Below are 25910 nucleotides of genomic sequence, written 5' to 3' on the forward strand. Positions count from 1 at the left end.
CTGCCCCCCCCCGCCCCCCCCCCCCCCCCCCCCCCCCGGGGGGGGGGGGGGGCCCCCCCGCCGGCCCCCCCCCCCCCCCACACCCCGCCCCCGGGGGGATGGCCCGCGATGGCCCCTGAGACCGCCGACACCGCCGAGACCGCCGCCGCGACCGCGCGCGAGCGGCTCGGCGACGCCCGGCTCTACCTGTGCACCGACGCCCGCACCGACCGCGGCGACCTGCCCGCCTTCCTGGACGCGGTGCTCTCCTCGGGGGTCGACATCGTGCAGCTGCGCGACAAGACCCTGGAGGCGGCCGAGGAGCTGGCGCACCTGGAGGTGTTCGCCGACGCCTGCCGCCGGCACGGGAAGCTGCTCGCGGTCAACGACCGGGCGGACGTCCTCCACGCGGCCCGCGCGGCCCGTACCGCCGGCCCGGACGTGCTGCACCTGGGCCAGGGGGACCTGCCGGTGGCGGCGGCCCGCGCGATCCTGGGCGACGGCGTCCTGATCGGCCGTTCCACCCACACCGAGGCCGAGGTGGACACGGCGCTCGCCGAGCCGGGCGTGGACTACTTCTGCACCGGTCCCTGCTGGCCCACCCCCACCAAGCCGGGCCGGCCGGCCCCCGGGCTGCCGCTGGTGCGGTACGCGGCGGCGCGGCGGCCGGGGCGGCCCTGGTTCGCCATCGGCGGGATCGGCGCCGGGAATCTGGACGAGGTGCTGGCGGCGGGGGCGCGACGGGTCGTGGTGGTCCGCGCGATCACCGAGGCGGACGATCCGGGAGCGGCGGCGGCCCGGCTGGCGGAGCGGCTGCGGCGGGCCTGAGGGCGGGGCCGCTGTCCACCTGCCGGACAGCGAGCGGATAAATCGGAAGAAAGCGTCCGGTCGTGCGGTGTCGGCCGGAACCGCCCGTTAGCCTGCCGGTATGTCTCTCGGTACCCCCTCCACCCGGACGGACCGCGCGCGCACCGTCCGTGAGCTGCTGGCTTCCGGTGAACGCTCGTACTCCTTCGAGTTCTACGCGCCCAAGACGGAGAAGGGCGAGCGGGTCCTGTGGGACGCGGTCCGCCGTGTCGAGGCGGTCTCCCCGACCTTCGTGTCGGTGACCTACGGCGCCGGGGGCTCCTCCCGGGAGGGCACCGTGCGGGCCACCGAGCGGATCGCCACCGAGACCACCCTCACCCCGGTCGCGCACCTCACCGCGGTGGACCACTCGGTGGCCGAGCTGCGCAACGTCATCGGCCAGTACGCGGACGCCGGCATCCGCAACATGTTCGCGGTGCGCGGCGACCCGCCCGGCGACCCGACGGGCGAGTGGATCCCCCACCCCCAGGGCGTCACCTACGCCGCCGACCTCGTCCGGCTCATCAAGGAGTCGGGCGACTTCTGCGTCGGCGTCGCCGCCTTCACCGGGATGCACCCGCGCTCCGCCGACGTCGAGAGCGACACCCGGTACTTCGTCGAGAAGTGCCGGGCCGGCGCCGACTACGCCATCACCCAGATGTTCTTCCACGCCGAGGACTACCTGCGGCTGCGCGACCGGGTGGCCGCCGCCGGTTGCGCCACTCCCGTCATCCCGGAGATCATGCCCGTCACGAACGTGCGGCAGATCGAGCGGTTCGCCCAGCTCAGCAACGCGCCCTTCCCGCCGGAACTGGCCGAACGCATCCTGGCGTTCGAACACGATCCGGCCGCTGTACGCTCGTTGGGAATCGAGTACGCCACGGAGCTGTGCGCGAGGCTGATGTCGGAGGGCGTCCCCGGACTCCACTTCATCACCCTCAACCGCTCCACGGCGACTCTGGAGATCTACGAGAACCTGGGCCTGCACCAGCGGGGCCGGTGAAGAAAAACGGACACGGGTGGGGAGGACGCACATGGGGTGGACGCTCCTCCACATCGCGTTCGGTGCTGTCGCGGTGTGGCTGCTGGCCGAGGTGCTGCTGCAGTACAAGGCGCGGTTGCGCTGGCGGCTGCTGGCCTTCGGCGGGTTCGCCCTGGTGGTCGTCGGTGTGGAGCTGGCGCCCTCGCTTCCCCTGATCGCGCTGGGCGCCGCCGCCTTCGCGGTCGGCCAGACCTTCGTCACGCTCTCCTACCGGCGCGGCTTCACCGCGGGCTGGGCGATCGCCGGCCTGCCGGGGGTCGGCGGCCGCCGCGAGGTGCGGCCCATGCCCCCGGAGGAGACCGGACCGCGACTGGAGGTCACCGACCTGCGCGCGGAGGAGACCGCGGAGAAGACCGGGGAACAGCCCGCCTACCGGCCGGAGCCGCTGCCGGACGACACCGGCCAGTACGGCATCTACGCGCGGGAGTCGCAGCCCGGTGAGCGGGAGCCGGGGGAGCGGTACGCCGAGTACGGCGCGGCGGACGGCACCGGCGGCGGACAGGACGGCTACGGCGGCCAGTACGGCTACGGGTACGGCACCGGGGAAGGGCAGGACGGGCAGTACGCCGCGGCCGGCACCTCCGGGTACCCCGGCTCGTACGGCGACGGCACCGGGACGCCCGGGCAGCCCGCCTACGACGACCTGTACGCGACCGCCGCGGACTCCTACCAGGCCGCACAGGGCGTGCAGAGTGCCCAGGGCGCCCAGGGATACGCCTCCTACCCCGACTACCCGGGCGGCTACGGCAACGGCGGCTACGACGACGGTGGCTACGGCACGGGCTACGGCACCGGCTACGGGGCCGACCCGTACACCGGAGCGCAGCAGCAGCCGTACGGCCAGAACCCCTCCGACGTCCCGCCCGGCGAGGTGTGGGTGCCGCAGCAGCGCGACACCGAGCCCCAGCCCCAGCCGGGGCAGTACGGCGACTACGGCACCGGCGGCGGGCCGGACGGCTACGGGGACCAGTACGGCCGCGGGCCCGACGGGGAGGGCGGGTACGACACGCCCTCCGGCACCGGCTACTACTACGGCGACCAGTCCCGCTGGTGAGCCGCCGCGGGCGTCCGCCCGCGGCACACCGCGAGGGCGGGCGTTCACCGCGAGCCGCGCCAGCCGTCCCCCTCGACCACCAGCCCGGCCACCAGCGCCCCCGACATCCCGGCGTGCGCCAGCCCGCCCCCGGGGTGCGCCCAGCCTCCCACCCGGTACAGACCGGGCAGCGGTGCCGGGTTGGCCGCCCGCAGGAAGGCGCCGTCCGCCCCGGCCAGCGCGGGGGCGGGCACCGCGCCGCCCGGAGCCCCGGTCTCCCGCTCGGTGTCGGCCGGGGTGCGCACCTCCCGCCACAGCAGCCGCCCGCCCAGCGCCTCCCCGGCGGCGTCCACGGCGGCCAGCGCCTCGTCGGCCAGGCGTTCGGCCGCTCCCGGTGCCGTCCAGTCCACCGCCTCCGGCCACTCCGGGTCCGTCAGCACGGCACCGGGCCGGGGCGCCCCGGCCCGGTGCGGGGGCACGGTCACCGACAGCACCGCCGACTCGTGCCCGCCGTCGGGCACCAGTGCCGGATCGCCGGGCCGCAGCACGGTGACGGTCCGCACCGCCTTCCCGGGGGCGGACAGATGCACCACCGTGCGGTGTGCGGTGCCGGCGGGCCGGGCGCCGCGCAGCGCGAGGAGCACCGTCAGCCGCCCCGGGGCGGAGCCGGGCCCGCGGTGCGCGTCCCCACCGCCCTCCGGGCTCCCGGGGCCGTCCGGGGCCTCCTCCTCGTACGGCGACCGGGGGCCGGCGCCGCAGACCACGGTGTCGGCCGCCAGCCCGGTCCCGTCGGCCAGCTCCACCCCGGCGGCCCGGCCGCCGGCCACCGTGATCCGGGAGACCCCGGTGCCGAAGCGGAACTCCACCCCGCGCGCCAGGCACCGCTCGTGGACCGCGTCCGCCAGCGCGCGCAGCCCGCCGGCGACGTACCAGGTGCCGAAGGTCTGCTCCAGGTACGGCAGGACGAGAGCGCTCGCCGGTGCCGTGCGCGGGTCGAGGCCCCAGCCGAGCACACAGCTCTCCAGCAGCGCCGCCGGCCGCGGGTCGCGCAGTTCGGCACGGACCGCCCGGCTGAGGGTGGCGGCGCGGCGGCGCAGCAGCCCGTACCGCCGTGCCGGGTACGGGTCGCGGCCCAGCGCCGCGCGGTCGGCCGCGGCGGTCAGCGGCTCCTCCAGCAGCGGACGGCGGGTGGCCTCCCACACCTCGCGGGCCCGGACCAGCAGTTCGCTCCACCGCTCACCCGTGCCCGCGCCGAACGCGGCGTCCAGGGCGCCGACCACCCGCGCGCGGGAGCCGCCCGGCAGGACGAGACCGGTGCCGTCGGCCAGGACGTGCCGCACGGCCGGCTCCACCCGTTCCAGCCCGGCGCACTCCTCCAGCGGCTCCCGGCCGGTCTTGACGAACAGGTCGCGCCAGACGGCGGGCAGGTGGAGCAGTCCCGGGCCGGTGTCGAAACCGAACCCGTCCCGCTCGTGACGCCGTACCGCACCGCCGTACGTGTCCGACCGCTCGCACACCGTCACCCGGTGGCCCGCCGCGGCCAGCCGGGCGGCGGCCGCCATGGCGCCCATACCGGCGCCGATCACCACAGTCCGTGCCATGGGCAGGGACTCTAGTCGGGTGACGGTAACAGCTTTCGGGCGCCGTACGCAGAAGGGAGTGGAAGCGCCTGAGTACGGTTCTGAGTAGCTGTGCGGATGGGCTTCGAACGGCGTGGACGGCAGAGTCGGAGACGACGGGCACTGCCGCACCGCACCGCCGGCACGGGGCGGCGGAGCGGTGCGTGGCCGTCCGTGGGGGAACGCTCGGGGGACCACGGGGGACGGAAGCGGGCGGTACGGCCGGGATCGGCCGGGCCGCCCGCTTCCGCCGTTCCGGCCCGCGGTGCGGCGGTCCCGCGCCCCCGTGTCCCGGCAAGGCCAGCGAAGGGGCGTTTGCCCAGGTCAGAGTCGATTGTCAGTGGCATGCGCAACGATGTTCCCATCGTGACCAGCACACGCGTGCACAGTCAGACGACGACAGGAGGTTCGCCATGAACGGGCCCCCGAAGGATGTCCACCCCGTGCTGCGCCGGGCCGCGGCCCCGCCGGCCGCACTCGACCTGCTCGCCCAGGCACAGCACGGCCTCGACGAGGCAGCGGAGCTGGAGCACTCCAACGACCGGTACGCCGCCGCGCACCTCGCCGCCCTGCGCACCGCCGCCGCGGTGCTGGCGGTGCGCGGCCGGCCGGAGTCCACTGCCCGCGCCAGAAAGCGCATACGCAGCGCCTGGGAGGTCCTGCCCGAGGTGGCGCCCGAGCTGGAGGAGTGGAGCCGGCTGTTCGCCGCCGGGGCGCCGAAACGGGCCCGGGCCGAGGCGGGTATCGCGGGCGCGGCCAGCAGCCGGGACGCCGACGACCTGATGCGTGACGCCGGGATGTTCCTGCGGATCGTCGAGCAGATGCTGGTGCAGCAGCCCGCGCTGCCGCACTCCAGGATCGCCCAGGAGGAGCCGGCGGGGCGACGGTCCGGCCGGGCGGGGCTGCGGGGCCGGGAGGACCCGGAGCTGCGCGCGGGCTGAGCGCCGCCGGGGCGGCCGGGGCGGCGGGGTGGGCCGGGCGGCTCCGGCCGCGGTGACGCAATAGGCTGTGGCCAGCCAGCGTCCCGCAGCCGCCGAGGAGCGTCCGCCATGTCTCGCCCCCATACGTCCCTGCGCACCGCCGTGGTCTGGGAAGTGCTGCGGGAGGCGCTCGACGACCGGGCCAAGGCCGCGGGAAGGGATGCCCTGGACATCCTGGACACCGGCGGCGGCACCGGGAACTTCGCCGTCCCCGTGGCCCGGCTCGGCCACCGGGTGACGGTGGTGGACCCGAGCCCGGACGCGCTGTTCGCACTGGAGCGGCGCGCGACGGAGGCGGGCGTGCCCGACCGGGTGCGCGGGGTGCAGGGCGACGCGCACGGGCTGTTCGACGTGGCCGAGCGCGGCGGATACGACATGGTGCTGTGCCACGGGGTCCTGGAGTACGTGGACGACCCGGCGGAAGGACTGCGCAACGCGGCGGCCGCGCTGCGGCCGGAGGGCGGCACCCTGAGCGTGCTCGCCGCGGGGCTGGGCGGCATGGTGCTCGCCCGTGCCCTGGCGGGGCACTTCGCCGAGGCCCACCGGGCGCTCACCGATCCCGACGGGCGGTGGGGCGGCGGCGACCCGGTGCCCCGGCGTTTCACCCCCGAGCAGCTCACCGCCCTGGTCACCGCCAACGGGCTGGAGGTCGGCGCGGTCCACGGGGTGCGGGTCTTCACCGATCTGGTGCCGGGTGCCCTGGTGGACACCGACCCGGGCGCGACCCGTGCCCTGGCCCGGCTGGAGGAGGCCGTGGCCGAGCTGCCCGCCTTCCGGTCCGTGGCGGCGCAGCTCCACGTGCTGGCGCGTACCGGCTCCGGCCCGGCGGCGGACTGACCGGAGCCCGGGGGAGGCGGCGGCACACCGCGCGCACGGCGGGAGTCGGCCCTGGACGGCGTGCGGTGGGCCACAGACGACCCGAACGGCCGCTTCCCGCCGTATGATCGAGGGACACCTTCCCGGCATGACGGCCCGGCGGCGGGGGAATGAGTCCACCACCGCCTTCCGGCATCTCGGTCCCGGTGGCACGAACTGGTGTAGAGGGGCGGGTTTCACGGGGGCGGATCCCTGCCTATCCTTGAAGAGTCGCATCCGGTCGCCCCCGCGACCGACGAGTAGGAGGACTCCGTGCCGCTCTCTGAGCACGAGCAGCGGATGCTCGAGCAGATGGAGCGAGCGCTGTACGCCGAAGACCCCAAGTTCGCGACAGCGCTCGAGGGAAGCGAGCTGCGCACGTACACCCGGCGACGGGTCTACCAGGCGGTCGCGGGCTTTCTGGTGGGCGTCGCGCTCCTCATGGCAGGGATGGTCGCGCAGCAGGTCGTCATCAGTGTGCTGGGCTTCCTCGTGATGCTCGGCTGCGCCGTTCTCGCGGTGACCGGCTGGCGCAAGGGGCCCAAGCCCGGTGAGCAGCACCAGGAGGAGGGACGGTCGGCGCACTCCCGCAGGCAGGGACGGCCGCGCCGCTCGATGATGAACCGTATCGAGGAGCGCTGGCAGCGCCGCCGCGACGAGCAGCAGTGACGGACGGCGGCAGGGACTGAGCCGTACCGGCCACCGGCGGGCGGTGACGGGGCGGATGTGACGGGTGAGGGGCCCTCCACCGGGTGGAGGGCCCCTCACCCGTGCCCGCGAACGCCGGCGGCGTCCAGGGCGCCGGCCACCGGCCGTCCCCGCCCTTCCTCGCCGGTGCCGCGCCGGGCCGCCCCCGGGGGGGGCCGGGACGGGGAGCGGTCCCGGCCCCCCGGGGTGGCGGTCAGGCCCGCTGCCGGGACGGCCGCAGCCGTGCGGCCGTCCTCCGCAGCGTCCCGCCGTACCGCTCGGCAGCCGCCGACCAGCGGTCCGAGACCGCCCACGCCACGCGTACGGCCGACCGCGGCAGCAGCCGGGCCCGCAGCCGCGCCCCGCGCCCGGCGGCCTCCCGGAGCCCGTCCCGCACTCGCCGCACCTCCTCGGCCAGTCCTTCCGCCGACCGCGGCTCGGGGGCGTACAGCGCCCGTTCCACCGCCGTGGCCAGCCGGTGTGCCGCCTCGGCCGCCTCGCCCTCCAGCCTGCCCAGCCGTACGATGCGCGCCGCGGTCATCCGCGGCGTGGCGGACTCCTGGGGGAGGATGCCGTGGTCCCAGGCGGAGTCGACCGTCTCCCGCCAGGCGGCGAGCGTCCGGGCCCCGGGGCCGGGGCCGCCGCCCATGCGCCGGGACCGGACCCGGTGCCGCCACAGTCCCGGCAGTGCCACCAGGCCCGCCAGCAGCACCAGCAGCCCCGCCGCCGTCAGCACCGGCGTCCCCAGGCGCAGCAGCGAGTCCGGGAGGGAACCGCCGGAGGAGCCGTCGTCCCCGGCGGGGGCCGCCGGGTCGCAGGCCCCCTGGGCCCGCACGTCCACGGGGCACTCCGCGCTCCGCGACGGGAGGGGAAGCGGCTCGGCCTCGTCCTCGGGCAGCGGCGCCGGAACGCTCGGCCGGTCGACGGGGGGCAGATCGGGCCGGGTGTACTCCGGGACGTTCCCGCGGCTCGGGGTGGGCTCGAAACGGGTCCAGCCCACGCCCTCGAAGTACAGCTCGGGCCAGGCGTGCGCGTCCTGCAGCCCCACGGTCATCCCGCCCTCACCGTCCGGCTGGCCCGGCGTGAAGCCCACCGCGACCCGGGCCGGGATGTCCAGGGTGCGCGCCATCGCGGCCATGGAGAAGGCGAAGTGGACGCAGAAGCCCTCCCGGTCCTCCAGGAAGCGGGCGATGGCCTGACTGCCGGTGCCGGCCTCCACCTCGGTGCTGTAGCGGAAGCCGCCCCGGGCGGCGAACCAGTCCTGGAGCATGACCGCCGCCGCGTAGTCGTTCGGGGCCCCCCGGGTGACCTTCCGCGCCGTCTCGGCGACCACCGGCGGCAGCGAGCCCGGCACCTCGGTGTACTCCGCGCGCAGCGCCGCCGAGGGCTCGGGCGCCTCGGCGAGCTGCCGCGCGGTCGGCCGCACCACCAGACTGGTCACCTGGTACCGCGCCCCCCGGGTGGTCTGGCCGCGGTCGCCCACCACGGTGCGGCCCTCCGGCTCGAAGCGCCACCGGCCGCCGATGCGCACCTCGTCGGCCGGGTACGGCATGGGCAGCCAGCTCTGCGCGTACCAGTCGGCGGCCCGGACGATGGTGGTGACCTCGTCGGTGCGGACGTCCCCGGACAGCCCGGGCACCGGGGGGAGGAACTGCGGCAGCTCGGTGATCCGCCGCTCCGACGGCCGCCACGCGGCGCCGTCGAACTCGTCCAGCGCCACGATCCGCAGATACATGTCCGAGGTGCTCTCGGCATCGGTCCGGTAGGTCAGCACGGTGCGGTTCTCGGGCTGCTGCAGGCTGTTCTCCAGCGCGACCAGCGGATTGACCGCCGAGACCGTGCCGCCGCCCGGTCCCCGCCCGCCGCGGGCGGTCTCCAGCAGCCCGCCGCTCAGCGAGGGCAGCGCGGCCGGGGCCACCAGGGCGACGCCCAGGGCGACCGCGCCGATCCGCCGCCCGGTGCGCAGCGGTGCCACGGCGGAGTCGTCCGCCCGCCAGCCCCCCGGCTCCGCGCCGATGCTCCCGGCCCGGTCCGCGCCGTCCCGGTCGCCGCCCCGGGCGCCGAACACCCGGCCCCACTGCGACAGCCGGTCCCGGCCCTCCGCGAGGAGCAGCAGCAGATAGCCGGAGGCGGCGCAGAGGAACCACAGCCAGCGCGCCCCGTCCTGGGGAGCCAGCCCGGCCGCCACCGAGTACAGGGCCAGCAGCGGCAGTCCGGCCGGGGCCGCGCTGCGGTACGTCACGGCCAGCGCGTCGACCAGCAGGCCGATGACGGCCACCCCGCCGACCAGCATCAGCCGGATGCCGTCGGTGACCGGGGCCGGGGTCGAGAACCGGCCGACATCCGTGGTGCCCTGCGTCAGCAGCGCGCCGAACGCCTCGAAGGCGTCGGGGCCCGGCACCACACCGAACAGGGCCTCCCGGCGGACGAAGACGAAGGTGAGCAGCAGCAGCGTCACCAGTGCCTGGAGCCCCACCACCGCCCCGCCGGGGAGCGGTCTGCGCCGGGCCGCCGCGCCCACCGCCGTCTGAACGCCCAGCAGCAGGGCGGCCTGCGCCAGCCAGCCCACCGGGCCGACCAGCGGCAGCAGGGCGCATGCCGCGGCCAGTGTGGCCACCCAGGCGCACAGCGCCAGCCGTGCCTGTCCGCTCATCACCGTCGGCCCCTCCTCACCCTTCTCTCATCCGCTCGCCGGCTCGCCCGCCGGCGGTCCGAAGGCGCCGCCGGGCCCCTCCGCCTGCCGCCACAGCCGGGACAGCGGTTCCGCGGGGGTGTACGGCAGCACCGCCCAGCCCGCCTCGGACAGCAGCCGCTGCCGCTCCTCCTCGGCGCCGTGCGCCTGCAGTCCGCGCGGGACCAGGGCCACCGCGCTGTCGGCGCGCTGCCGCATCCGGCAGGCCAGCGCCGTCTGCTCCTCGTCCGTCATGCCGAGAAAGGCGACCAGCAGCCCCTCGTGCCCGCCGCCGCTCAGGGCCTCGTGGGCCCGGGCCAGACCCGGCTCACCGGAGTGGTCCACCACGGCGAGGGTGTCCATGATCAGCCCGGCGGTGTCCGAGGAACCACCTTCCAGACTGCCACCGTCCGGGCCGGGCACCGAGGCGCCGGTGTCGGTCAGCAGCCGTACCGCGTATCCCCGCTCCAGCAGGTGGGCGGCGACCGAGGCGGCACCCGAGACGGCCCATTCGAACGCCGAGTCCGGGCCGGAGCCGGTCCAGGCCGGCCTGCGGGTGTCCAGCAGTACCGTGCAGTGGGGTTTGCGCGGCTGCTCCTCGCGGCGCACCATCAGCTCGCCGTGGCGGGCGGTGGAGCGCCAGTGAACCCGGCGCAGGTCGTCACCGCGCCGGTAACCGCGCGGGATCACGTCGTCCTCGCCCGCCGTCGCCAGCGAGCGCTGCCGTCCCTCGCCCCAGCCGCCGGTGTCGCCGCCCAGCCGCACCGGTGGCAGCGGCTCGGTCAGCGGCACGACGGTGAGGATGTCGTACGAGCTGAAGGACCGGGTCAGCTCCACCATGCCGAAGGGGTCGGTCAGCCGCAGTTGCAGCGGCCCGAGCGGATAGCGTCCGCGCAGGTCGGAACGGACCCGGTAGGAGACCTCGCGGCGGCCGCCGGGCTCCACCCGGTCCAGGACGAAGCGGGGGCGCGGCCCCAGCACGTAGGGCACCCGGTCCTGGAGCATCAGCAGCCCGGTGGGCAGCCGCGAGACGTTCTCCAGCCGCAGGTGCACCCGGGCCTCGGAGCGGGCGGAGACCCGGGCGGGGGTCAGCCGGCGGGAGGCCGCCACCCGGTGCCGGGTGCGGTGCAGGACGGCCACGCACACCAGGGGCAGCGCGGCCAGCAGCATGCCCACCCGCAGCAGGTCGCCCTGACCCAGCAGGTAGGCGCAGACCGTCGCCGCGGCCCCCGCGGCCAGGAAGGAGCGCCCCCGTGTGGTGAGTCCGCCGAACGCGGTGCGCAGCGGGCCGGGCCGCCGCCCGGCCCGCGCGGCGTCGTGTCCGGTGTCCCGGCCCGGAGCGGTCCGGCCGGGACCGGTGGCGGTGCCGCCGCTGCCGCCCCAGCCGCCGTCCATCAGTAGCCCCGCTGGGGCGGGCGGCCGTACCGCGGGGGCTGCGGGGGCGCCTCCCGGGGGTGCGCGGCGGGCACCGGCACCCGCTGCAGGATCTCGGTGACGATCTGCTCGGCGGTGCGCCCGCTCAGCCGGACCTGCGCGGTGGGCAGCAGCCGGTGCGCCAGGACGGGGACGGCCAGCCCCCGTACGTCGTCGGGCAGGACGAAGTCCCGCCCGTCCAGGGCCGCCGCCGCCTTGGCCGCCCGCAGCAGGTGCAGGGTGGCCCGGGGGGAGGCGCCCAGCCGCAGCTCGGGATGGCTGCGGGTGCCCGCCACCAGCTCCACCGCGTACCGGCGGACCGGTTCGGAGACATGGATGCCGCGCACCGCCTCCACCAGCTTGGCGATCTCGTGGGCGTGGGCGACCGGCTCCAGGTCGTCCAGCGGGGGGAGGCCGCCGTGCACGTCCAGCATCCGCAGTTCGGCCTCCGGGCTGGGGTAGCCGATCGACACCCGGGCCATGAAGCGGTCGCGCTGCGCCTCGGGCAGCGGATAGGTGCCCTCCATCTCGACCGGGTTCTGGGTGGCCACCACCATGAACGGGTCGGGCAGCTCGTAGCTGCGTCCGTCTATGGTGACCTGTCGCTCCTCCATCGACTCCAGCAGCGCCGACTGGGTCTTGGGGGAGGCGCGGTTGATCTCGTCGCCGATCACGATCTGGGCGAAGACGGCGCCCGGCTTGAACTCGAACTCCCGCCGCTGCTGGTCGTAGACGCTCACCCCGGTGATGTCCGACGGCAGCAGGTCGGGCGTGAACTGGATCCGGCGCACCGAGCAGTCGACGGATCTGGCCAGCGCCTTGGCGAGCATGGTCTTGCCCACCCCCGGCACGTCCTCGATCAGCAGATGCCCCTCGGCGAGCAGTACGGTCAGCGAGAGCCGTACGACCTCCGGCTTGCCCTCGATCACGCTCTCCACCGACCGGCGCACCCGGTCCACCGTGGCGGTCAGATCGCTGAGGCTCGCTCGCTCGTCATAGGTCGTCACCCGGCCCTCCTCGGCCCGTTCCACGGGCCGGCCGCCCCAGGCGGCCGGCCGGCCCCATTCCGTCCCGCGGGCCCCTCGGCCGCGGGGGACCCGCGGGGATGGAGCCGGCGCTCAAGCATTCTTCACGTACACAGGCTTACGCGTCACGGTTCCCGATCGTTCGCCGGGCCGTCCGCGGGATCGACCTCCCGCAGCAGCCCCGTGGTGACGTCGAAGACGAAGCCGCGCACATCGTCGGTGTGCAGAAGGAACGGAGAAGTACGTACCCGTTCCATCGACTGCCGCACATCCTGGTCCAGATCCCGGAAGGACTCCACGGCCCACGACGGCCGCTGGCCGACCTCCATCTCCAGTTCGTGCCGGAAGTCCTCGGTGAGGTTCAGCAGGCCGCAGCCGGTGTGGTGGATCAGTACGACGGAGCGGGTGCCCAGTGCGCGCTGACTGATGGTCAGCGAACGGATGACGTCGTCGGTGACCACACCGCCGGCGTTGCGGATGGTGTGGCAGTCGCCGAGGGCGAGGCCGAGCGCGTCGTGCAGGTCGAGGCGGGCGTCCATGCAGGCGACCACGGCGACCTTCAGTACCGGCCGGGCGTCCATGCCCGGGTCGGTGAAGTCGGCCGCGTAGTGCCGGTTGGCGGAGACGAGCCGGTCGGTGACCGACTTTTCACGTGAAGACGGTGGCATGGTACGACCGTAACCGGACCGTGTCCGCGGGGCCCGTCACGGGGGTGGGCAAAGCCGGTCATCACACCGCGAGTGTGACACACGCCACACTTTCGGTGCGGAACACGCCGCCCGGCCGGGGGCCGCACGGTCGGCGGCCACCTGCCCGGAGCGGCCGTGACGCGCCTGACCAGTTGGTTGACCGGGAGAACCAGTGGACTAAAGTGACGCGAAGTGGGAGTCGGGGCACTCTGTCGAACTCCCTCGAACTCCCCGGAACCGACATCCCGCGTGTGCCCTGCGCACACATACGGCCGTGTACGGCGCCGGCCTCCTCCCGCTCCCGGCCGGGCGGCACCTCCCTCCCGGCCGCCGTCCCCCCTTTTCCCTTTCCGAGCGGGTGGGGACCGGGCCGTACGGGCCGGCTCAAGGAGAGCCCAGTGAGCACCAACGAGCGGCACGTCCCGGTCATGCTCCGGCGCTGCCTGGACCTGCTCGCTCCCGCCCTGGAGCGGCCCGGAGCGACGGTCGTGGACTGCACTCTGGGACTGGGCGGCCACAGCGAGGCGCTGCTGTCCGCCTTCCCCGGGCTGCGGCTGATCGGCCTGGACCGCGACCCGGCCGCCCTGGAGCTGGCCCGCGAGCGGCTGGCCCCGCACGGGGACCGGGCCACCCTGGTGCACGCCGTCTACGACGAGCTCCCCGCGGTACTGGCCCGCCTGGACACCCCGCGCGTCCAGGGGGTGCTGTTCGATCTCGGGGTCTCCTCCATGCAGCTCGACGAGGCCGGACGGGGCTTCGCGTACGCCCGGGACGCGCCCCTGGACATGCGGATGGACCAGAGCCGGGGGGTCAGCGCCGCCGAGGTGCTCAACACCTATCCGCCGGGGGAGCTCGTGCGCGTCCTGCGCGCCTACGGCGAGGAGAAGCAGGCGAAGCGGATCGTCTCGGCGATCGTGCGGGAGCGTGAGAAGGAGCCCTTCACCACCAGCGCCCGGCTGGTGGAGCTGATCCGGGCGGCGCTGCCGCAGGCCGCCAAGCGCACCGGGGGCAATCCGGCCAAGCGGACCTTCCAGGCGCTGCGCATCGAGGTCAACGGGGAGCTCGCCGTCCTGGAGCGGGCGCTGCCGGCGGCCGTGGCCGCGCTGGCGCTGGGCGGCCGGATCGCGGTGCTCTCGTACCACTCGCTGGAGGACCGCCTGGTCAAGCAGGTGCTGGCGGCCGGTGCCGCCGGCACCGCGCCCCCCGGCCTGCCGGTGGTCCCCGAGCGCTACCAGCCCCGGCTGCGGCTGCTCACCCGGGGCGCGGAGCTCCCCACCGAGGAAGAGGTCGCCGAGAACCGCCGCGCCGCTCCCGCCCGGCTGCGCGGCGCCGAGCGCATCCGGGAGGAGTCCTGAAGGAGACGCCGAGACCACCGAGGAGCCCGGGAACGCCCGGGCCACCGGGAACACCGGGGACACAGCCGAAGGCGGGACCGGGAGCAGGAGCGAGGACGGGGGCGAGGGCAGTGCCGGGAACAGCGCCGGAAGCGGGGCGGGGGGCGGCGCCGAGGGACCGCAGGGCGGTCGCGGCGGAACGGGGGCGCACCGCCCCCACCCCGCAGCAGCGGCTGGCCCGGCTGGCGCGGCTGGTGCCCGCCGGCAATCCCGCCGGTCCGGCCCGCACCCCTTTCGTGCTGCTGGTGGTGGTGCTGCTCGGCTCCGGGCTGCTGACCCTGCTGCTGCTCAACGCCGCCGTCAACCAGGGCTCCTTCGAGTTGAGCGAACTGGAGAAGCGGACCGAGGAGCTGACCGACGAGGAGCAGGCCCTCCAGCAGGAGCTGGACTCCTACTCCGCCCCCGGAGACCTGGCCGAGAAGGCCCGTGAGCTGGGTCTGGTGCCCGGCGGGAACCCCGCCTTCATCCTCCCGGACGGCACCGTCCGCGGCGCTCCCTCCCCGGTCCCCGAGGCGGATCCCGGTACGGACGGGCAGGGGGAGCGGCCATGAGCGACCGACCGCGCCGCACCCCCGGCCCACGCCCGGCGCCCGGTGCCGGATCCCGTTCCCGCGCGTCCGCCCGCCCGTCCCCCCGTACACCCGCCCGTGCGCCCGTGCGCCCGTCCCGCCCCGGCACCCGGGGGACCGTCCGGCTGAGCAGCCACCGGCCCCGGCTGCGGCTGTTCGGACTCCTGTTCACCCTGGTGATGCTGGCCTTCACGGTGCGGCTGCTCCAGGTGCAGGCCGTGGACGCGGGCACCTACGCGGCCAAGGCCGACGTCAACCGCTACGTCACCGTTCCGATCGCCGCCGAGCGGGGCACCGTCACCGACCGGAACGGCGTGGCGCTGGCCACCACGGTCGACGCCTACGACGTCACCGCCGACCCGTACCTGTTCACCCCCGAGCAGGCGAAGGTGCCCGACGCCCCCGCCCAGGCCGCGGAACTGCTCGCCCCCGTCCTCGGGGTGGCCGAGAAGACGCTCACCGAACGGCTGTCCCGGCCGGACACCCGCTATGTCGTCCTGGCCCGGCAGCAGTCCCCGCAGGTCCGGCGGCAGATCACGGACCTGCGGCGGGTCCTGGCCGAGCGGCAGGGCACCGACGGGACCCGCAACGTGCTGGCCGGGGTGTACTTCGAGGAGCACGCCAAGCGGGTGTACCCGGGCAAGCGGCTCGCGGCCGGGGTGCTCGGCTTCGTCACCGCGGACGGGACGGGCGGCGGCGGGCTGGAGGCGAAGTATGACGAGACGCTGGCCGGACAGGATGGAAAGATCACCTACGCCCAGTCCGGCGGCCGCCGGGTCCCCACCGAGGAGGTGCGCGAACAGCCGGCCCGGCCCGGTTCGGACGTGGAGCTGACCCTGGACCGCGACATCCAGTGGGCCGCGCAGCAGGCCATCTCCGAACAGGTCGAGAAGTCGCGGGCCGACCACGGCTACGTGGTCGTCCAGGACGTCCGCACCGGCGAGATCCTGGCCATGGCCAACGCGCCCGGCTACGACCCGAACGACCTGTCGGGCGCCACCGCCGACCGATTGGGCAACCCCGCCGTGCAGGACGCCTTCGAGCCGGGCTCCACCAGCAAGGTGATGTCCATGGCGGCGGTCCTGGAGGAGGGCGCGGCCACTCCCGACACCCGTGTGGTGGTGCCCAACCGGCTGCCGCGGGCCGACCGCAGCTTCGCGGACGACCACGACCACCCCACCCTGTACCTCACCCTCAACGGGGTGCTCGCCAAGTCCAGCAACATCGGCACGATCCTGGCCGTCGAGCAGCTCGGCGACACCCAGCCGGAGGCCAACCGGGTGCTCCACTCGTACCTGCGGAAGTTCGGCATGGGGCAGCGGACCGGCCTGGGCTTCCCCGGCGAGACCGCCGGCATCCTCGCCGACCCGGAGGACTGGAACGCCTCCCAGCAGTACACCATCCCCTTCGGCCAGGGGATGTCGGTCAACGCCGTCCAGGCGGCGTCGGTCTACTCCACCGTCGCCAACGGAGGCGTGCGCGTGGCGCCGACCCTGGTGCGCGGCACCACCGGGCCGGACGGGGAGTGGCGGCCCGCCCCGAAGCCGGAGCGGACCCGGGTGGTCGGCGAGAAGACCGCGCGGACGCTCACCACCATGCTGGAGTCCGTGGTGGCCGACGCCGAGGGCACCGGCACCGCCGCGCGGATCCCCGGCTACCGGGTGGCGGGCAAGACGGGCACCGCCAACCGGGTGGACCCCGAGACGGGCCGCTACAACGGCTACACCGCCTCCTTCGCCGGGTTCGCGCCCGCCGACGCCCCCCGCGTCACCGTCTACTGCGCCGTGCAGAACCCCAAACAGGGCAGTTACTTCGGCAGCCAGGTGTGCGGCCCGGTGTACCAGCAGGTCATGAAGTACACCCTCAAGGCCCTCCGCATCCCGCCCACCGGCGAGAAGGCCCCCCGGCTGCCCGTCACCTTCAAGCCCGGAGAATGACCGGAAAGCGACCTGTGAGAACCAGAACAGAATCCCCGTGGAACCCCGTCGGCACCACCGGCGGGCCGTCCGCCGAACCCGGTACCTCGCTTCGCGGCACACCGGGCGGGCCCGGTACGCTCACCGCCGTGCCACAAGCTGATCAGACTCCCTCCCCGCCCCCGGTCCCGCCCCGCCCGGAGCGGGTCCGTCCCGTCCCGCTGGCGGAGCTGGCCCGGCTGCTGGGCGCCGCCGTCCCCGAGGGCGACGCGGCCGTCACCGGCATCACCCACGACTCGCGCGCCGTACGCCCCGGCGATGTCTACATCGCGCGTCCGGGCGCCCGCTTCCACGGCGCGGACTTCGCCGCCTCGGCCGCCCGGCTGGGCGCCGTCGCGGTGCTGACCGACCCGACGGGCACCGAGCGGGCCGCCGCCACCGGCCTGCCGGTGCTGACCGTCCAGGACCCGCGCGAGGTGATGGGCGCCCTGGCCGTCGCCATCTACGGCGACCCGGGCCGGGACCTGCTGCAGATCGGCATCACCGGCACCTCCGGCAAGACCACCACCGCCTACCTCGTCGAGGGCGGGCTGCGCGCGGCGGCGAAGGAGGGGGAGCCGACCGGGCTGATCGGCACGGTCGAGTCCCGCATCGGCGACGAGCGGATCAAGTCCGAGCGCACCACCCCGGAGGCCACCGAGCTCCAGGCGCTGTTCGCCGTGATGCGGGAGCGCGGGGTCCGCTCGGTGGCCATGGAGGTCTCCAGCCACGCGCTGGTGCTGGGCCGGGTGGACGGCTGTGTCTTCGACATCGCCGTCTTCAACAACCTCAGCCCCGAGCACCTGGACTTCCACTCCGACATGGAGGACTACTTCCGGGCGAAGGCCCAGCTGTTCACGGCGGCGCGGTCCCGCGCCGGGGTGGTCAACATCGACGACGAGTACGGGCAGCGGCTGGCCGCCGGCGTCAGCGAGGTCCCGGTCACCACCTTCTCCGCCGAGGGCCACCCGGACGCCGACTGGCGCGCGCGGGACGTGGAGATCGGTCCGCTCGGCTCCACCTTCACCGTCGTCGGCCCCCGCGGCGAGACCGTGCGGGCCGCCGCACCGCTGCCCGGCCCGTTCAACGTCTCCAACGCGCTGGCGGCAATCACCGCCCTGGTGGCGGCCGGGATCGACCTGGAGACCGCGGCCGAGGGCGTCGCCGCGGTGCCCGGCGTGCCCGGCCGGCTGGAGCGGGTGGACGCCGGCCAGCCGTACCTGGCGGTCGTGGACTACGCGCACAAGCCCGACGCCGTGGAGTCCGTCCTGCGCGCCCTGCGCAAGGTCACCGGAGGCCGGGTGCACGCGGTGCTCGGCTGCGGCGGCGACCGGGACCCGCACAAGCGGCCCGCGATGGGCGCGGCGCTGGCCCGGCTGGCCGACACCGCCGTGCTGACCTCCGACAACCCGCGCTCGGAGGACCCGCTCGCGATTCTGGCCGCCATGCTCGCGGGTGCCGCCGAGGTACCGGTCCACGAGCGCGGCACCGTGCTGGTGGAGGAGGAGCGCGCCGCCGCCATCGCCGCCGCCGTCGCCCGGGCCGAGCCCGGGGACACGGTGCTGGTGGCGGGCAAGGGGCACGAGCAGGGCCAGGACATCGCCGGGGTGATCCGCCCCTTCGACGACCGCGAGGTGCTGCGCGCGGCCGTCGAGCGCCGGCTGGCCGCCGGCCGCCGGGAGGCCGGAGGCAGCGGTCCTGCCGGGGGGAACACGCCATGATCCCGATGACCCTCGCAGAGATCGCGGACGCCGTCGGTGGCCGGGTCCACGACACAGCGGACGGGCAGGCGGTACCGGCCGTCACCGGTCCCGTCGTCCGGGACTCCCGGGAGGTGCGGCCCGGCGCCCTGTTCGTCGCCTTCGCCGGTGAGCGGGCCGACGGCCACGACTTCGCCGCGCAGGCCGTGGCCGACGGCGCGGCGGGCGTACTGGCCGCCCGGCCGGTCGGCGTCCCGGCGGTCGTCGTCGACGACGTGCTGACCGCCCTGGGGGCGCTGGCCCGCCATGTGGTGGCGCGGCTGGGCACCACCGTCGTCGCCCTCACCGGCTCGGCGGGCAAGACCAGCACCAAGGACCTCATCGCCCAGCTCCTGCGGCGGCTCGGTCCCACCGTGTTCACGCCCGGCTCGCTCAACAACGAGATCGGCCTGCCGCTCACCGCGCTGAGCGCCGGGGAGGGCACCCGCCACCTCGTCCTGGAGATGGGCGCCCGCGGCATCGGGCACATCCGCTATCTGACCGGGCTGACCCCGCCGCGCGTCGGCGTGGTCCTCAACGTCGGCTCCGCGCATCTGGGCGAGTTCGGCGGCCGCGAGCAGATCGCCCAGGCCAAGGGCGAACTGGTGGAGGCGCTGCCCCCGGCCGAGGAGGGCGGGATCGCCGTCCTCAACGCCGACGACCCCCTGGTACGGGCCATGCGAGCCCGCACCGACGCCCGGATCGTCCTCTTCGGCGAGTCCGCCGACGCCGACGTCCGCGCCGAGAATGTCCGGCTCACCCCGAAGGGACAGCCCGCCTTCACCCTCCACACCCCCACCGGGTGCGGCGAGGTGACCATGCGCCTGTACGGTGAGCACCACGTGTCGAACGCGCTCGCCGCGGCGGCCGTCGCCCACGAGTCGGGCATGTCCGCCGAAGGGATCGCCGAGGCGCTCTCCGCCGCGGACACGCTCTCCCGCTGGCGGATGGAGGTCACCGAGCGCGCCGACGGCGTGACCGTCGTCAACGACGCGTACAACGCGAACCCCGAGTCCATGCGGGCCGCACTGCGCGCGCTGGTCGCGATCGCGGGCGGTGACGCCGTGGGGGAGGGGCGTCGCACCTGGGCGGTGCTCGGTGAGATGGCCGAACTCGGCGAGGAGTCGCTGGCCGAGCACGACGCTGTCGGACGGCTCGCCGTCCGGCTCAACGTCAGCAAGCTCGTGGCGGTGGGCGGCCGGGAGGCCGCCTGGCTCGACATGGGCGCCAAGAACGAGGGTTCGTGGGGTGAGGAGTCGGTGCACGTGTCCGACGCTCAGGCGGCAATCGACCTGTTGCGCGACGATCTGCGGCCGGGGGATGTCGTGCTGGTGAAGGCGTCCAGGTCGGCGGGCCTGGAGAAGGTGGCGCTCGCGCTGGTCGAGGGCGAGGTCGCCGGCCGATGATGAGGCAGATCCTCTTCTCCGGGGTCATCGGGCTCTTCCTGACCCTGATCGGCACACCGCTGCTGATCAAGCTGCTGGCCCGCAAGGGCTACGGGCAGTACATCCGCGACGACGGCCCGCGGGACCACCACAGCAAGCGCGGCACCCCCACCATGGGCGGCATCGCCTTCATCCTGGCGACCCTGATCGCCTACGCCCTCACCAAGGTCATAACCGGCCAGCCGCCGTCGCTCTCCGGCGTGCTGGTGCTCTTCCTGATGGCCGGCATGGGCCTGGTCGGCTTCCTCGACGACTACATCAAGATCGTCAAGCAGCGCAGTCTGGGTCTGCGCGCCAAGGCCAAGATGCTCGGCCAGCTCATCGTCGGCATCGCCTTCGCGGTGCTGTCCATCAACTTCGCCGACGCCCGCGGCCAGACCCCGGCGTCCACCAAGCTCTCCTTCACCGAGGACTTCGGCTGGTCGATCGGACCGGTGCTCTTCGTCGTCTGGGCGCTGTTCATGATCCTGGCGATGTCCAACGGCGTGAACCTCACCGACGGCCTGGACGGTCTGGCCACCGGCGCCTCGGTGATGGTCTTCGGCGCCTACACCTTCATCGGGGTCTGGCAGCACCAGGACGCCTGCGCCATCACCGGCAGCCCGAGCTGCTTCGAGGTGCGCGACCCGCTCGACCTGGCGGTCGTCGCCTCCGCGCTGATGGGTGCCTGCTTCGGCTTCCTGTGGTGGAACACCTCGCCCGCCAAGATCTTCATGGGCGACACCGGCTCGCTGGCCCTGGGCGGCGCACTGGCCGGACTGGCCATCATCTCCCGCACCGAGCTGCTGCTGGCACTGCTCGGCGGTCTGTTCGTCCTGATCACCATGTCCGTCGTCATCCAGGTCGGGTCCTTCCGGCTGACCGGCAAGCGGGTCTTCCGGATGGCACCGCTCCAGCACCACTTCGAGCTCAAGGGCTGGAGCGAGGTGCTGGTGGTGGTCCGCTTCTGGATCATCCAGGGCATGTGCACCATCGTCGGCATCGGCCTGTTCTACGCCGGCTGGGCGGCCGGGAAATGACGGCCGGTCACCCCGGCGGCGAGCGGCTCGCCGGGAAGCGCGTCACCGTCGCCGGCCTCGGTGTCTCCGGGATCCCCGCGGCCCGGGTGCTGCGGGAGCTGGGCGCGGAGGTGACGGTCGTCAACGACGGCGAGGACGAGCGCGCCCGGCGGCAGGCGGCCGAGCTCGAGGAGTCGGGCGTCACGGTCCGCCTCGGCGACGGCGCCACCCTGCCCAAGGGCACCGAACTGGTCGTCACCACTCCCGGCTGGCAGCCGGACAAGCCGCTGTTCGCGGCGGCCGCCGAGGCCGGGGTGCCGGTGTGGGGCGACGTCGAACTGGCCTGGCGGCTGCGCGGCCCGGGGGCCGCGCCCTGGCTGGCGGTCACCGGCACCAACGGCAAGACCACCACCGTACGGATGCTGGCCTCGATCCTGACGGCCGCCGGGCTGCGCACCGCCGCCGTCGGCAACATCGGTGTCTCGCTGCTGGACGCGGTCCTCGGCACGGAGCCGTACGACGTGCTCGCCGTGGAGCTGTCCAGCTACCAGCTGCACTGGTCGGCCTCGGTGCGGCCGCACTCGGCGGCGGTGCTCAACCTCGCCCCCGACCACCTGGACTGGCACGGCTCGATGGAGGCGTACGCCGCCGACAAGGGCCGGATCTACCAGGGCAACGAGGTCGCCTGCGTCTACAACGCCGCCGACCCCGCCACCGAGGAACTGGTCCGCCGGGCCGATGTCGTCGAGGGCTGCCGGGCGATCGGCTTCACCCTCGGCACCCCCGCCCCTTCCCAACTGGGCGTGGTGGAGGGCGTCCTGGTGGACCGGGCGTTCGTGGCGGACCGGCACCGGCAGGCGCAGGAACTGGCCGAGGTGGCGGACGTGAACCCGCCCGCCCCGCACAACATCGCCAACGCCCTGGCCGCCGCCGCCCTCGCCCGCGCCTTCGGGGTGGAACCGCGGGCCGTGCGCGACGGGCTGCGCGCCTTCCGGCCCGACCCGCACCGCATCGAGCACGTCGCCGAGGTGGCGGGGGTGGCCTACGTCGACGACTCCAAGGCGACCAACACCCATGCCGCCGAGGCGTCGTTGAACGCCTACGACCCGGTGGTGTGGATCGCCGGGGGCCTCGCCAAGGGCGCGACCTTCGACGAACTGGTGGCCGGGGCGGCGAAGCGGCTGCGCGGCGCGGTGCTGATCGGTGCCGACCGCGCCCTGGTCCGGGCGGCGCTGGCGCGACACGCCCCGGATGTCCCGGTCGTCGACCTCGACCGGACCGACACTGGGGCGATGGCGGCGGCGGTCCGCGAGGCCGCCGCGCTGGCCCGCCCCGGGGACACCGTCCTCATGGCACCGGCCTGTGCCTCGATGGACATGTTCACCAACTACCACGCGCGCGGCGAGGCCTTCGCCACCGCCGTCCGCGAGCTGGCCGCCGGCCGGTCCGCGGAGCGGGAGCGCTGACCCGCCGGTCCCCGCTCCGCGGACCGGCCGGCGGGTGCGGGAGACAGGAGAGGACATTGACTTCTCCCCCCGGGGCAGGGGAACCCGGCCCTCACGGGCCGGTCCTTCACCGCCCCCGGCCGCCGGCCCGCGCCGGCGGCCGGGGGCGGTGTGCCGCCCCTCGCTCCCGCTCCGGGTCCGCGCACCCGGCGTCCGGCCGGTCCGGCGGCGGGCCCGTCCGGGGGGCGGGCCGTCCCTCCCCGGTCCGCTTCGCAGAAGTCCGTTTCTACCCCGCGAACGGGAGACACCCCCGCCCCCGCCCCCGCCCGAGAGCGGGGGCAGCCACGGAGGAGTTCCGATGACGGCCGAGCGCCCCGCGTCGCCGACGGCACCCGCGTGCACGCCCCCCGGGGCCGGCGGGCGCCCGGCTCTCCGCGCCTCCCGTGCCGGGGCGCCCGCCCCGCGCCCGTCCGCGCAGGGGGCAGAGGAGGCAGGGGGAAGGACGGACGGGGCGGGGAGGAGGAGCCGGCCGGCGGCGTTCGTGGCCGGAGCGGTCACTGCCGCCCGCACGGCGTTCCGCGTGCGGGCGGGCGGCCCGTACGCCCGGCCGGCGGTGTCCGCGGTGGTGGCCGCCGTCCGTACGGCGCTCCGGTCGGTCGCGCGCACCGGCACGTCCCTCCCGCGGCGCCCTCCGCGCGGGCTCGCGGCGGGACGGGCGGACCGCGTCCGCGCGGTTCTCGCGGCCGCCGTGCCCACCGGCCCCGTGCCGGCGGCCGCGGGCGGCCTTCCGGTGCCCGCTCCCGTCCTCGTCCCCGTCCCCGCCACGGGGCGTCTCCCGCGCGAGGCGCAGCGCTCCCGCCCGGGGGCGCCCCGTGCGGCCTCCGGACGGGGCTCCGGCGCCGCGCAGCGCCCGGTGCGCCCCTCGCGTCCCTCTCGCCCCCCGCGTCCCGCGCGGCGTCCGGCGGCGGGCCTCCGGCGGCTGTACCTGCGGGCGAAGCGGACCTGGGACCGGCCGCTGACCGCGTACTACCTGATCCTCGGCGGCAGTCTGCTGATCACCGGCCTCGGTCTGGTGATGGTCTTCTCGGCCTCCCAGATCGAGGCGCTGCGCTCCGGCCTGCCCTCCACGTACTTCTTCCGCAAGCAGTTGCTGGCCGCCGCGCTGGGCGGCGTGCTGCTGCTGGCCGCGGCCCGGATGCCCACCGCGTTCCAGCGCGGGCTGGCGTATCCGCTGCTGGCCGTCACGGTGTTCCTGATGTGCCTGGTGCAGATCCCCGGGATAGGGCAGGAGGTCAACGGCAACCGCAACTGGATCGGCCTCGGCGGCCCGTTCCAGCTCCAGCCCAGCGAGTTCGGCAAGCTCGCCCTGGTGCTGTGGGGGGCCGACCTGCTGGCCCGCAAGGGCGAGCGGCGGCTGCTCGTCCAGTGGAAGCACCTGCTGGTGCCGCTCGTTCCGGTGGCCCTGCTGCTGCTCGGCCTGATCATGCTGGGCCGGGACATGGGCACCGCGATCATCCTCGCCGCGATCCTCCTCGGGCTGCTGTGGCTGGCCGGGGCGCCCCTGCGGCTGTTCGGGGGGATGCTCGCCGTCGGCGGTGTCCTGGGGGGCCTCCTCATCGGGACCAGCGGCAACCGGCTGGCCCGCTTCGCCTGCCTGGGCGCCACCGAGCCCGGCCCCAACTACGAGTGCTGGCAGGCCGTGCACGGCATCTACGCCCTGGCCTCCGGCGGCTGGTTCGGTTCCGGACTGGGCGCCAGCGTGGAGAAATGGGGGCAACTGCCCGAACCGCACACCGACTTCATCTTCGCCGTGACCGGGGAGGAACTCGGCCTGACGGGGACGCTGTCGGTGCTCGCCCTTTTCGCGGCTCTAGGCTATGCGGGTATCCGCGTGGCCGGACGTACGGAGGATCCCTTCGTCAGGTATGCCGCGGGAGGTGTGACCACCTGGATCACGGCCCAGGCCGTGGTCAACATCGGTGCGGTGCTCGGCCTGCTGCCGATCGCCGGTGTCCCGCTCCCGCTGTTCTCCTACGGGGGGTCCGCCCTGCTGCCGACGATGTTCGCGGTCGGGCTGCTGATCTCGTTCGCGAGGCGGGAGCCCGCCGCGCGGAGGGCACTGGCCATGCGGCAGCCCGCTGTGAGAAGGAAGCTGGCTGGGGTGAGACGGAAGACAATGCGACGGAGCGCCGTTCGGCGCCCGTCCGGAGAGCGGTGAAGATTCGGTGCATGTCGTACTCGCCGGTGGGGGGACCGCCGGCCACATCGAGCCCGCGCTCGCCCTCGCGGACGCCCTGCGCAGGCAGGACCCGGCCGTGGGGATCACGGCACTCGGAACGGAGCGCGGACTTGAGACCCGGCTCGTCCCGGAACGCGGCTACGAGCTGGCGCTGATCCCGGCCGTGCCGCTGCCGCGCAAACCCACCCCCGAACTGATCACCGTACCGGGGCGGCTGCGGGGGACCATCAAGGCGGCCGAGCAGGTCCTGGAGCGCACCGGGGCCGACTGCGTGGCCGGCTTCGGCGGCTATGTGGCGCTGCCCGGCTACCTCGCGGCCAAACGGCTCGGGGTGCCGATCGTCGTCCACGAGGCCAACGCCCGGCCCGGGCTGGCCAACAAGATCGGCTCCCGCTACACCCGCTTCGTCGCCGTCTCCACCCCGGACAGCAAGCTGCGGCACGCCCGCTACGTCGGCATCCCGCTGCGCCGTTCCATCGCCACCCTGGACCGGGCTGCGGCACGCGCCGAGGCCCGGGCCGCCTTCGGCCTCGACGCCAACCTGCCCACGCTGCTGGTCACCGGCGGTTCCCAGGGGGCGCGGCGACTGAACGAGGTCGTCCAGGCCATCGCCCCGGCCCTGCAGCGCTCCGGGGTGCAGATCCTGCACGCGGTCGGCCCGAAGAACGAGCTGCCGCGGGTGGACAACATGCCCGGGATGCCGCCCTACCTTCCGGTGCCGTACCTGGACCGGATGGATCTGGCGTACGCCGCGGCGGACATGATGCTCTGCCGCGCGGGCGCGATGACGGTGGCCGAACTGTCCGCCGTGGGCCTGCCGGCCGCCTATGTCCCGCTGCCGATCGGCAACGGCGAACAGCGGCTGAACGCCCAGCCGGTGGTCAAGGCGGGCGGTGGACTGATCGTCGACGACGCCGAGCTGTCGCCGGAGTGGATCCAGGCCAACGTCCTGCCGGTGCTCACCGATCCGCACCGGCTCTACGAGATGTCCCGCTGCGCGGCCGAGTTCGGCCGGCGGGACGCCGACGAGCTGCTGGTCAAGATGGTGTACGAGGCGGTCGCGGCGCGCCGCCAGGGCTGATGCCCCGGTTGCGGGGAAGCGGCCGCGCAGGCACAGGAGCGGGGGAGCAGGGAGCGTGTCCGAACTGTCCGCGACGGAACCGCCGGCCGCCGGCCGCGGCGGCCGCGACCGGCGGGGTCCCGGCCGCGGCGGGACGGGCTCCGGCCCGCGTCCGGCGGCGCCGGGGGCCCCGCGCCGGCGGGCGCCCCTCCGGCGGGGCCGGGGCC

20 protein-coding genes are annotated in these 25910 nt (G+C 75.2%); 15 read left to right on the top strand and 5 right to left on the bottom strand.

The window, feature by feature from the left end; all coding sequences use genetic code 11:
- The first annotated feature begins 108 nt into the window (after positions 1 to 108).
- The 3 genes from thiE (at position 109) to V1L54_RS28650 (ending at position 2921) form a co-directional block, all read left to right on the top strand.
- Positions 109 to 807: a thiamine phosphate synthase gene (gene thiE, locus V1L54_RS28640; RefSeq protein ID WP_330121079.1), complete on the top strand. Its 699-nt coding sequence runs from the start codon at positions 109 to 111 to the stop codon at positions 805 to 807.
- Between the two features lie 100 nt (positions 808 to 907).
- A complete protein-coding gene (gene metF / locus V1L54_RS28645; RefSeq protein ID WP_330121080.1) occupies positions 908 to 1828 on the top strand; it encodes a methylenetetrahydrofolate reductase [NAD(P)H] in 921 nt (306 codons plus the stop codon).
- Between the two features lie 31 nt (positions 1829 to 1859).
- The gene (locus V1L54_RS28650; protein WP_330121081.1) at positions 1860 to 2921 is read left to right on the top strand and encodes a hypothetical protein; all 1062 of its coding nucleotides are present in this window, start codon (positions 1860 to 1862) and stop codon (positions 2919 to 2921) included.
- A 44-nt stretch (positions 2922 to 2965) separates the two neighbouring features.
- On the opposite strand, the gene V1L54_RS28655 is transcribed toward V1L54_RS28650, so the two are convergent.
- Positions 2966 to 4501, bottom strand: a complete 1536-nt coding sequence (locus V1L54_RS28655; RefSeq protein ID WP_330121082.1) for a phytoene desaturase family protein — start codon at positions 4499 to 4501, stop codon at positions 2966 to 2968.
- 431 nt (positions 4502 to 4932) lie between these two features.
- Here V1L54_RS28655 and V1L54_RS28660 point away from each other — a divergent pair, with 431 nt between their 5' ends.
- The 3 genes from V1L54_RS28660 to V1L54_RS28670 all read left to right on the top strand — a co-directional run bounded on the left by V1L54_RS28660 (position 4933) and on the right by V1L54_RS28670 (position 7023).
- Positions 4933 to 5460, top strand: a complete 528-nt coding sequence (locus V1L54_RS28660; RefSeq protein WP_330121083.1) for an SAV_6107 family HEPN domain-containing protein — start codon at positions 4933 to 4935, stop codon at positions 5458 to 5460.
- A gap of 108 nt (positions 5461 to 5568) precedes the next feature.
- Positions 5569 to 6336, top strand: a complete 768-nt coding sequence (locus tag V1L54_RS28665) for a methyltransferase (protein WP_330121084.1) — start codon at positions 5569 to 5571, stop codon at positions 6334 to 6336.
- A gap of 291 nt (positions 6337 to 6627) precedes the next feature.
- Positions 6628 to 7023 carry an SCO2097 family morphological protein gene (locus V1L54_RS28670; protein ID WP_330121085.1) on the top strand — a complete coding sequence of 132 codons (396 nt, stop codon included), beginning with the start codon at positions 6628 to 6630 and terminating at the stop codon, positions 7021 to 7023.
- Positions 7024 to 7255: 232 nt separating this feature from the next.
- On the opposite strand, the gene V1L54_RS28675 is transcribed toward V1L54_RS28670, so the two are convergent.
- From V1L54_RS28675 to V1L54_RS28690, 4 genes are all read right to left on the bottom strand, one after another.
- A complete protein-coding gene (locus V1L54_RS28675) occupies positions 7256 to 9694 on the bottom strand; it encodes a transglutaminase TgpA family protein (RefSeq protein WP_330121086.1) in 2439 nt (812 codons plus the stop codon).
- A 27-nt stretch (positions 9695 to 9721) separates the two neighbouring features.
- A complete protein-coding gene (locus V1L54_RS28680) occupies positions 9722 to 11107 on the bottom strand; it encodes a DUF58 domain-containing protein (RefSeq protein ID WP_330121087.1) in 1386 nt (461 codons plus the stop codon).
- The gene (locus tag V1L54_RS28685) at positions 11107 to 12132 is read right to left on the bottom strand and encodes an AAA family ATPase (protein ID WP_330121088.1); all 1026 of its coding nucleotides are present in this window, start codon (positions 12130 to 12132) and stop codon (positions 11107 to 11109) included. Before V1L54_RS28685 ends, V1L54_RS28680 begins: the two co-directional genes overlap by 1 nt.
- A 143-nt stretch (positions 12133 to 12275) precedes the next feature.
- Positions 12276 to 12818 carry a beta-class carbonic anhydrase gene (locus V1L54_RS28690; RefSeq protein ID WP_330121089.1) on the bottom strand — a complete coding sequence of 181 codons (543 nt, stop codon included), beginning with the start codon at positions 12816 to 12818 and terminating at the stop codon, positions 12276 to 12278.
- Positions 12819 to 13237: 419 nt separating this feature from the next.
- On the opposite strand from V1L54_RS28690, the gene rsmH reads away from it, so the two are divergent.
- The 9 genes from rsmH (at position 13238) to murG (ending at position 25704) form a co-directional block, all read left to right on the top strand.
- Entirely contained in the window at positions 13238 to 14194 is a 957-nt protein-coding gene (gene rsmH / locus V1L54_RS28695; RefSeq protein WP_330121090.1) for a 16S rRNA (cytosine(1402)-N(4))-methyltransferase RsmH, read from the top strand.
- A 110-nt stretch (positions 14195 to 14304) separates the two neighbouring features.
- Positions 14305 to 14784 carry a cell division protein FtsL gene (gene ftsL, locus V1L54_RS28700; RefSeq protein ID WP_330121091.1) on the top strand — a complete coding sequence of 160 codons (480 nt, stop codon included), beginning with the start codon at positions 14305 to 14307 and terminating at the stop codon, positions 14782 to 14784.
- Positions 14781 to 16739, top strand: a complete 1959-nt coding sequence (locus tag V1L54_RS28705) for a peptidoglycan D,D-transpeptidase FtsI family protein (protein WP_330121092.1) — start codon at positions 14781 to 14783, stop codon at positions 16737 to 16739. The genes ftsL and V1L54_RS28705 overlap by 4 nt, the downstream gene beginning before the upstream one ends.
- Entirely contained in the window at positions 16736 to 18478 is a 1743-nt protein-coding gene (locus V1L54_RS28710; protein ID WP_443076823.1) for a UDP-N-acetylmuramoyl-L-alanyl-D-glutamate--2,6-diaminopimelate ligase, read from the top strand. The genes V1L54_RS28705 and V1L54_RS28710 overlap by 4 nt, the downstream gene beginning before the upstream one ends.
- Complete coding sequence (locus V1L54_RS28715; RefSeq protein WP_330121094.1) at positions 18475 to 19902, top strand: UDP-N-acetylmuramoyl-tripeptide--D-alanyl-D-alanine ligase; 1428 nt, start codon at positions 18475 to 18477, stop codon at positions 19900 to 19902. Before V1L54_RS28710 ends, V1L54_RS28715 begins: the two co-directional genes overlap by 4 nt.
- Positions 19902 to 20960, top strand: a complete 1059-nt coding sequence (gene mraY / locus V1L54_RS28720) for a phospho-N-acetylmuramoyl-pentapeptide-transferase (RefSeq protein WP_330121097.1) — start codon at positions 19902 to 19904, stop codon at positions 20958 to 20960. Before V1L54_RS28715 ends, mraY begins: the two co-directional genes overlap by 1 nt.
- The gene (gene murD, locus V1L54_RS28725; RefSeq protein ID WP_330121095.1) at positions 20957 to 22405 is read left to right on the top strand and encodes a UDP-N-acetylmuramoyl-L-alanine--D-glutamate ligase; all 1449 of its coding nucleotides are present in this window, start codon (positions 20957 to 20959) and stop codon (positions 22403 to 22405) included. Before mraY ends, murD begins: the two co-directional genes overlap by 4 nt.
- A 742-nt stretch (positions 22406 to 23147) precedes the next feature.
- Positions 23148 to 24602: a putative lipid II flippase FtsW gene (ftsW, locus tag V1L54_RS28730; RefSeq protein ID WP_443076824.1), complete on the top strand. Its 1455-nt coding sequence runs from the start codon at positions 23148 to 23150 to the stop codon at positions 24600 to 24602.
- A 7-nt stretch (positions 24603 to 24609) separates the two neighbouring features.
- Complete coding sequence (gene murG, locus V1L54_RS28735; protein WP_330121096.1) at positions 24610 to 25704, top strand: undecaprenyldiphospho-muramoylpentapeptide beta-N-acetylglucosaminyltransferase; 1095 nt, start codon at positions 24610 to 24612, stop codon at positions 25702 to 25704.
- Positions 25705 to 25910: the final 206 nt, after the last annotated feature.

Origin of the sequence: Streptomyces rubellus (assembly GCF_036323805.1) — a bacterium.
Classification (GTDB): domain Bacteria; phylum Actinomycetota; class Actinomycetes; order Streptomycetales; family Streptomycetaceae; genus Streptomyces.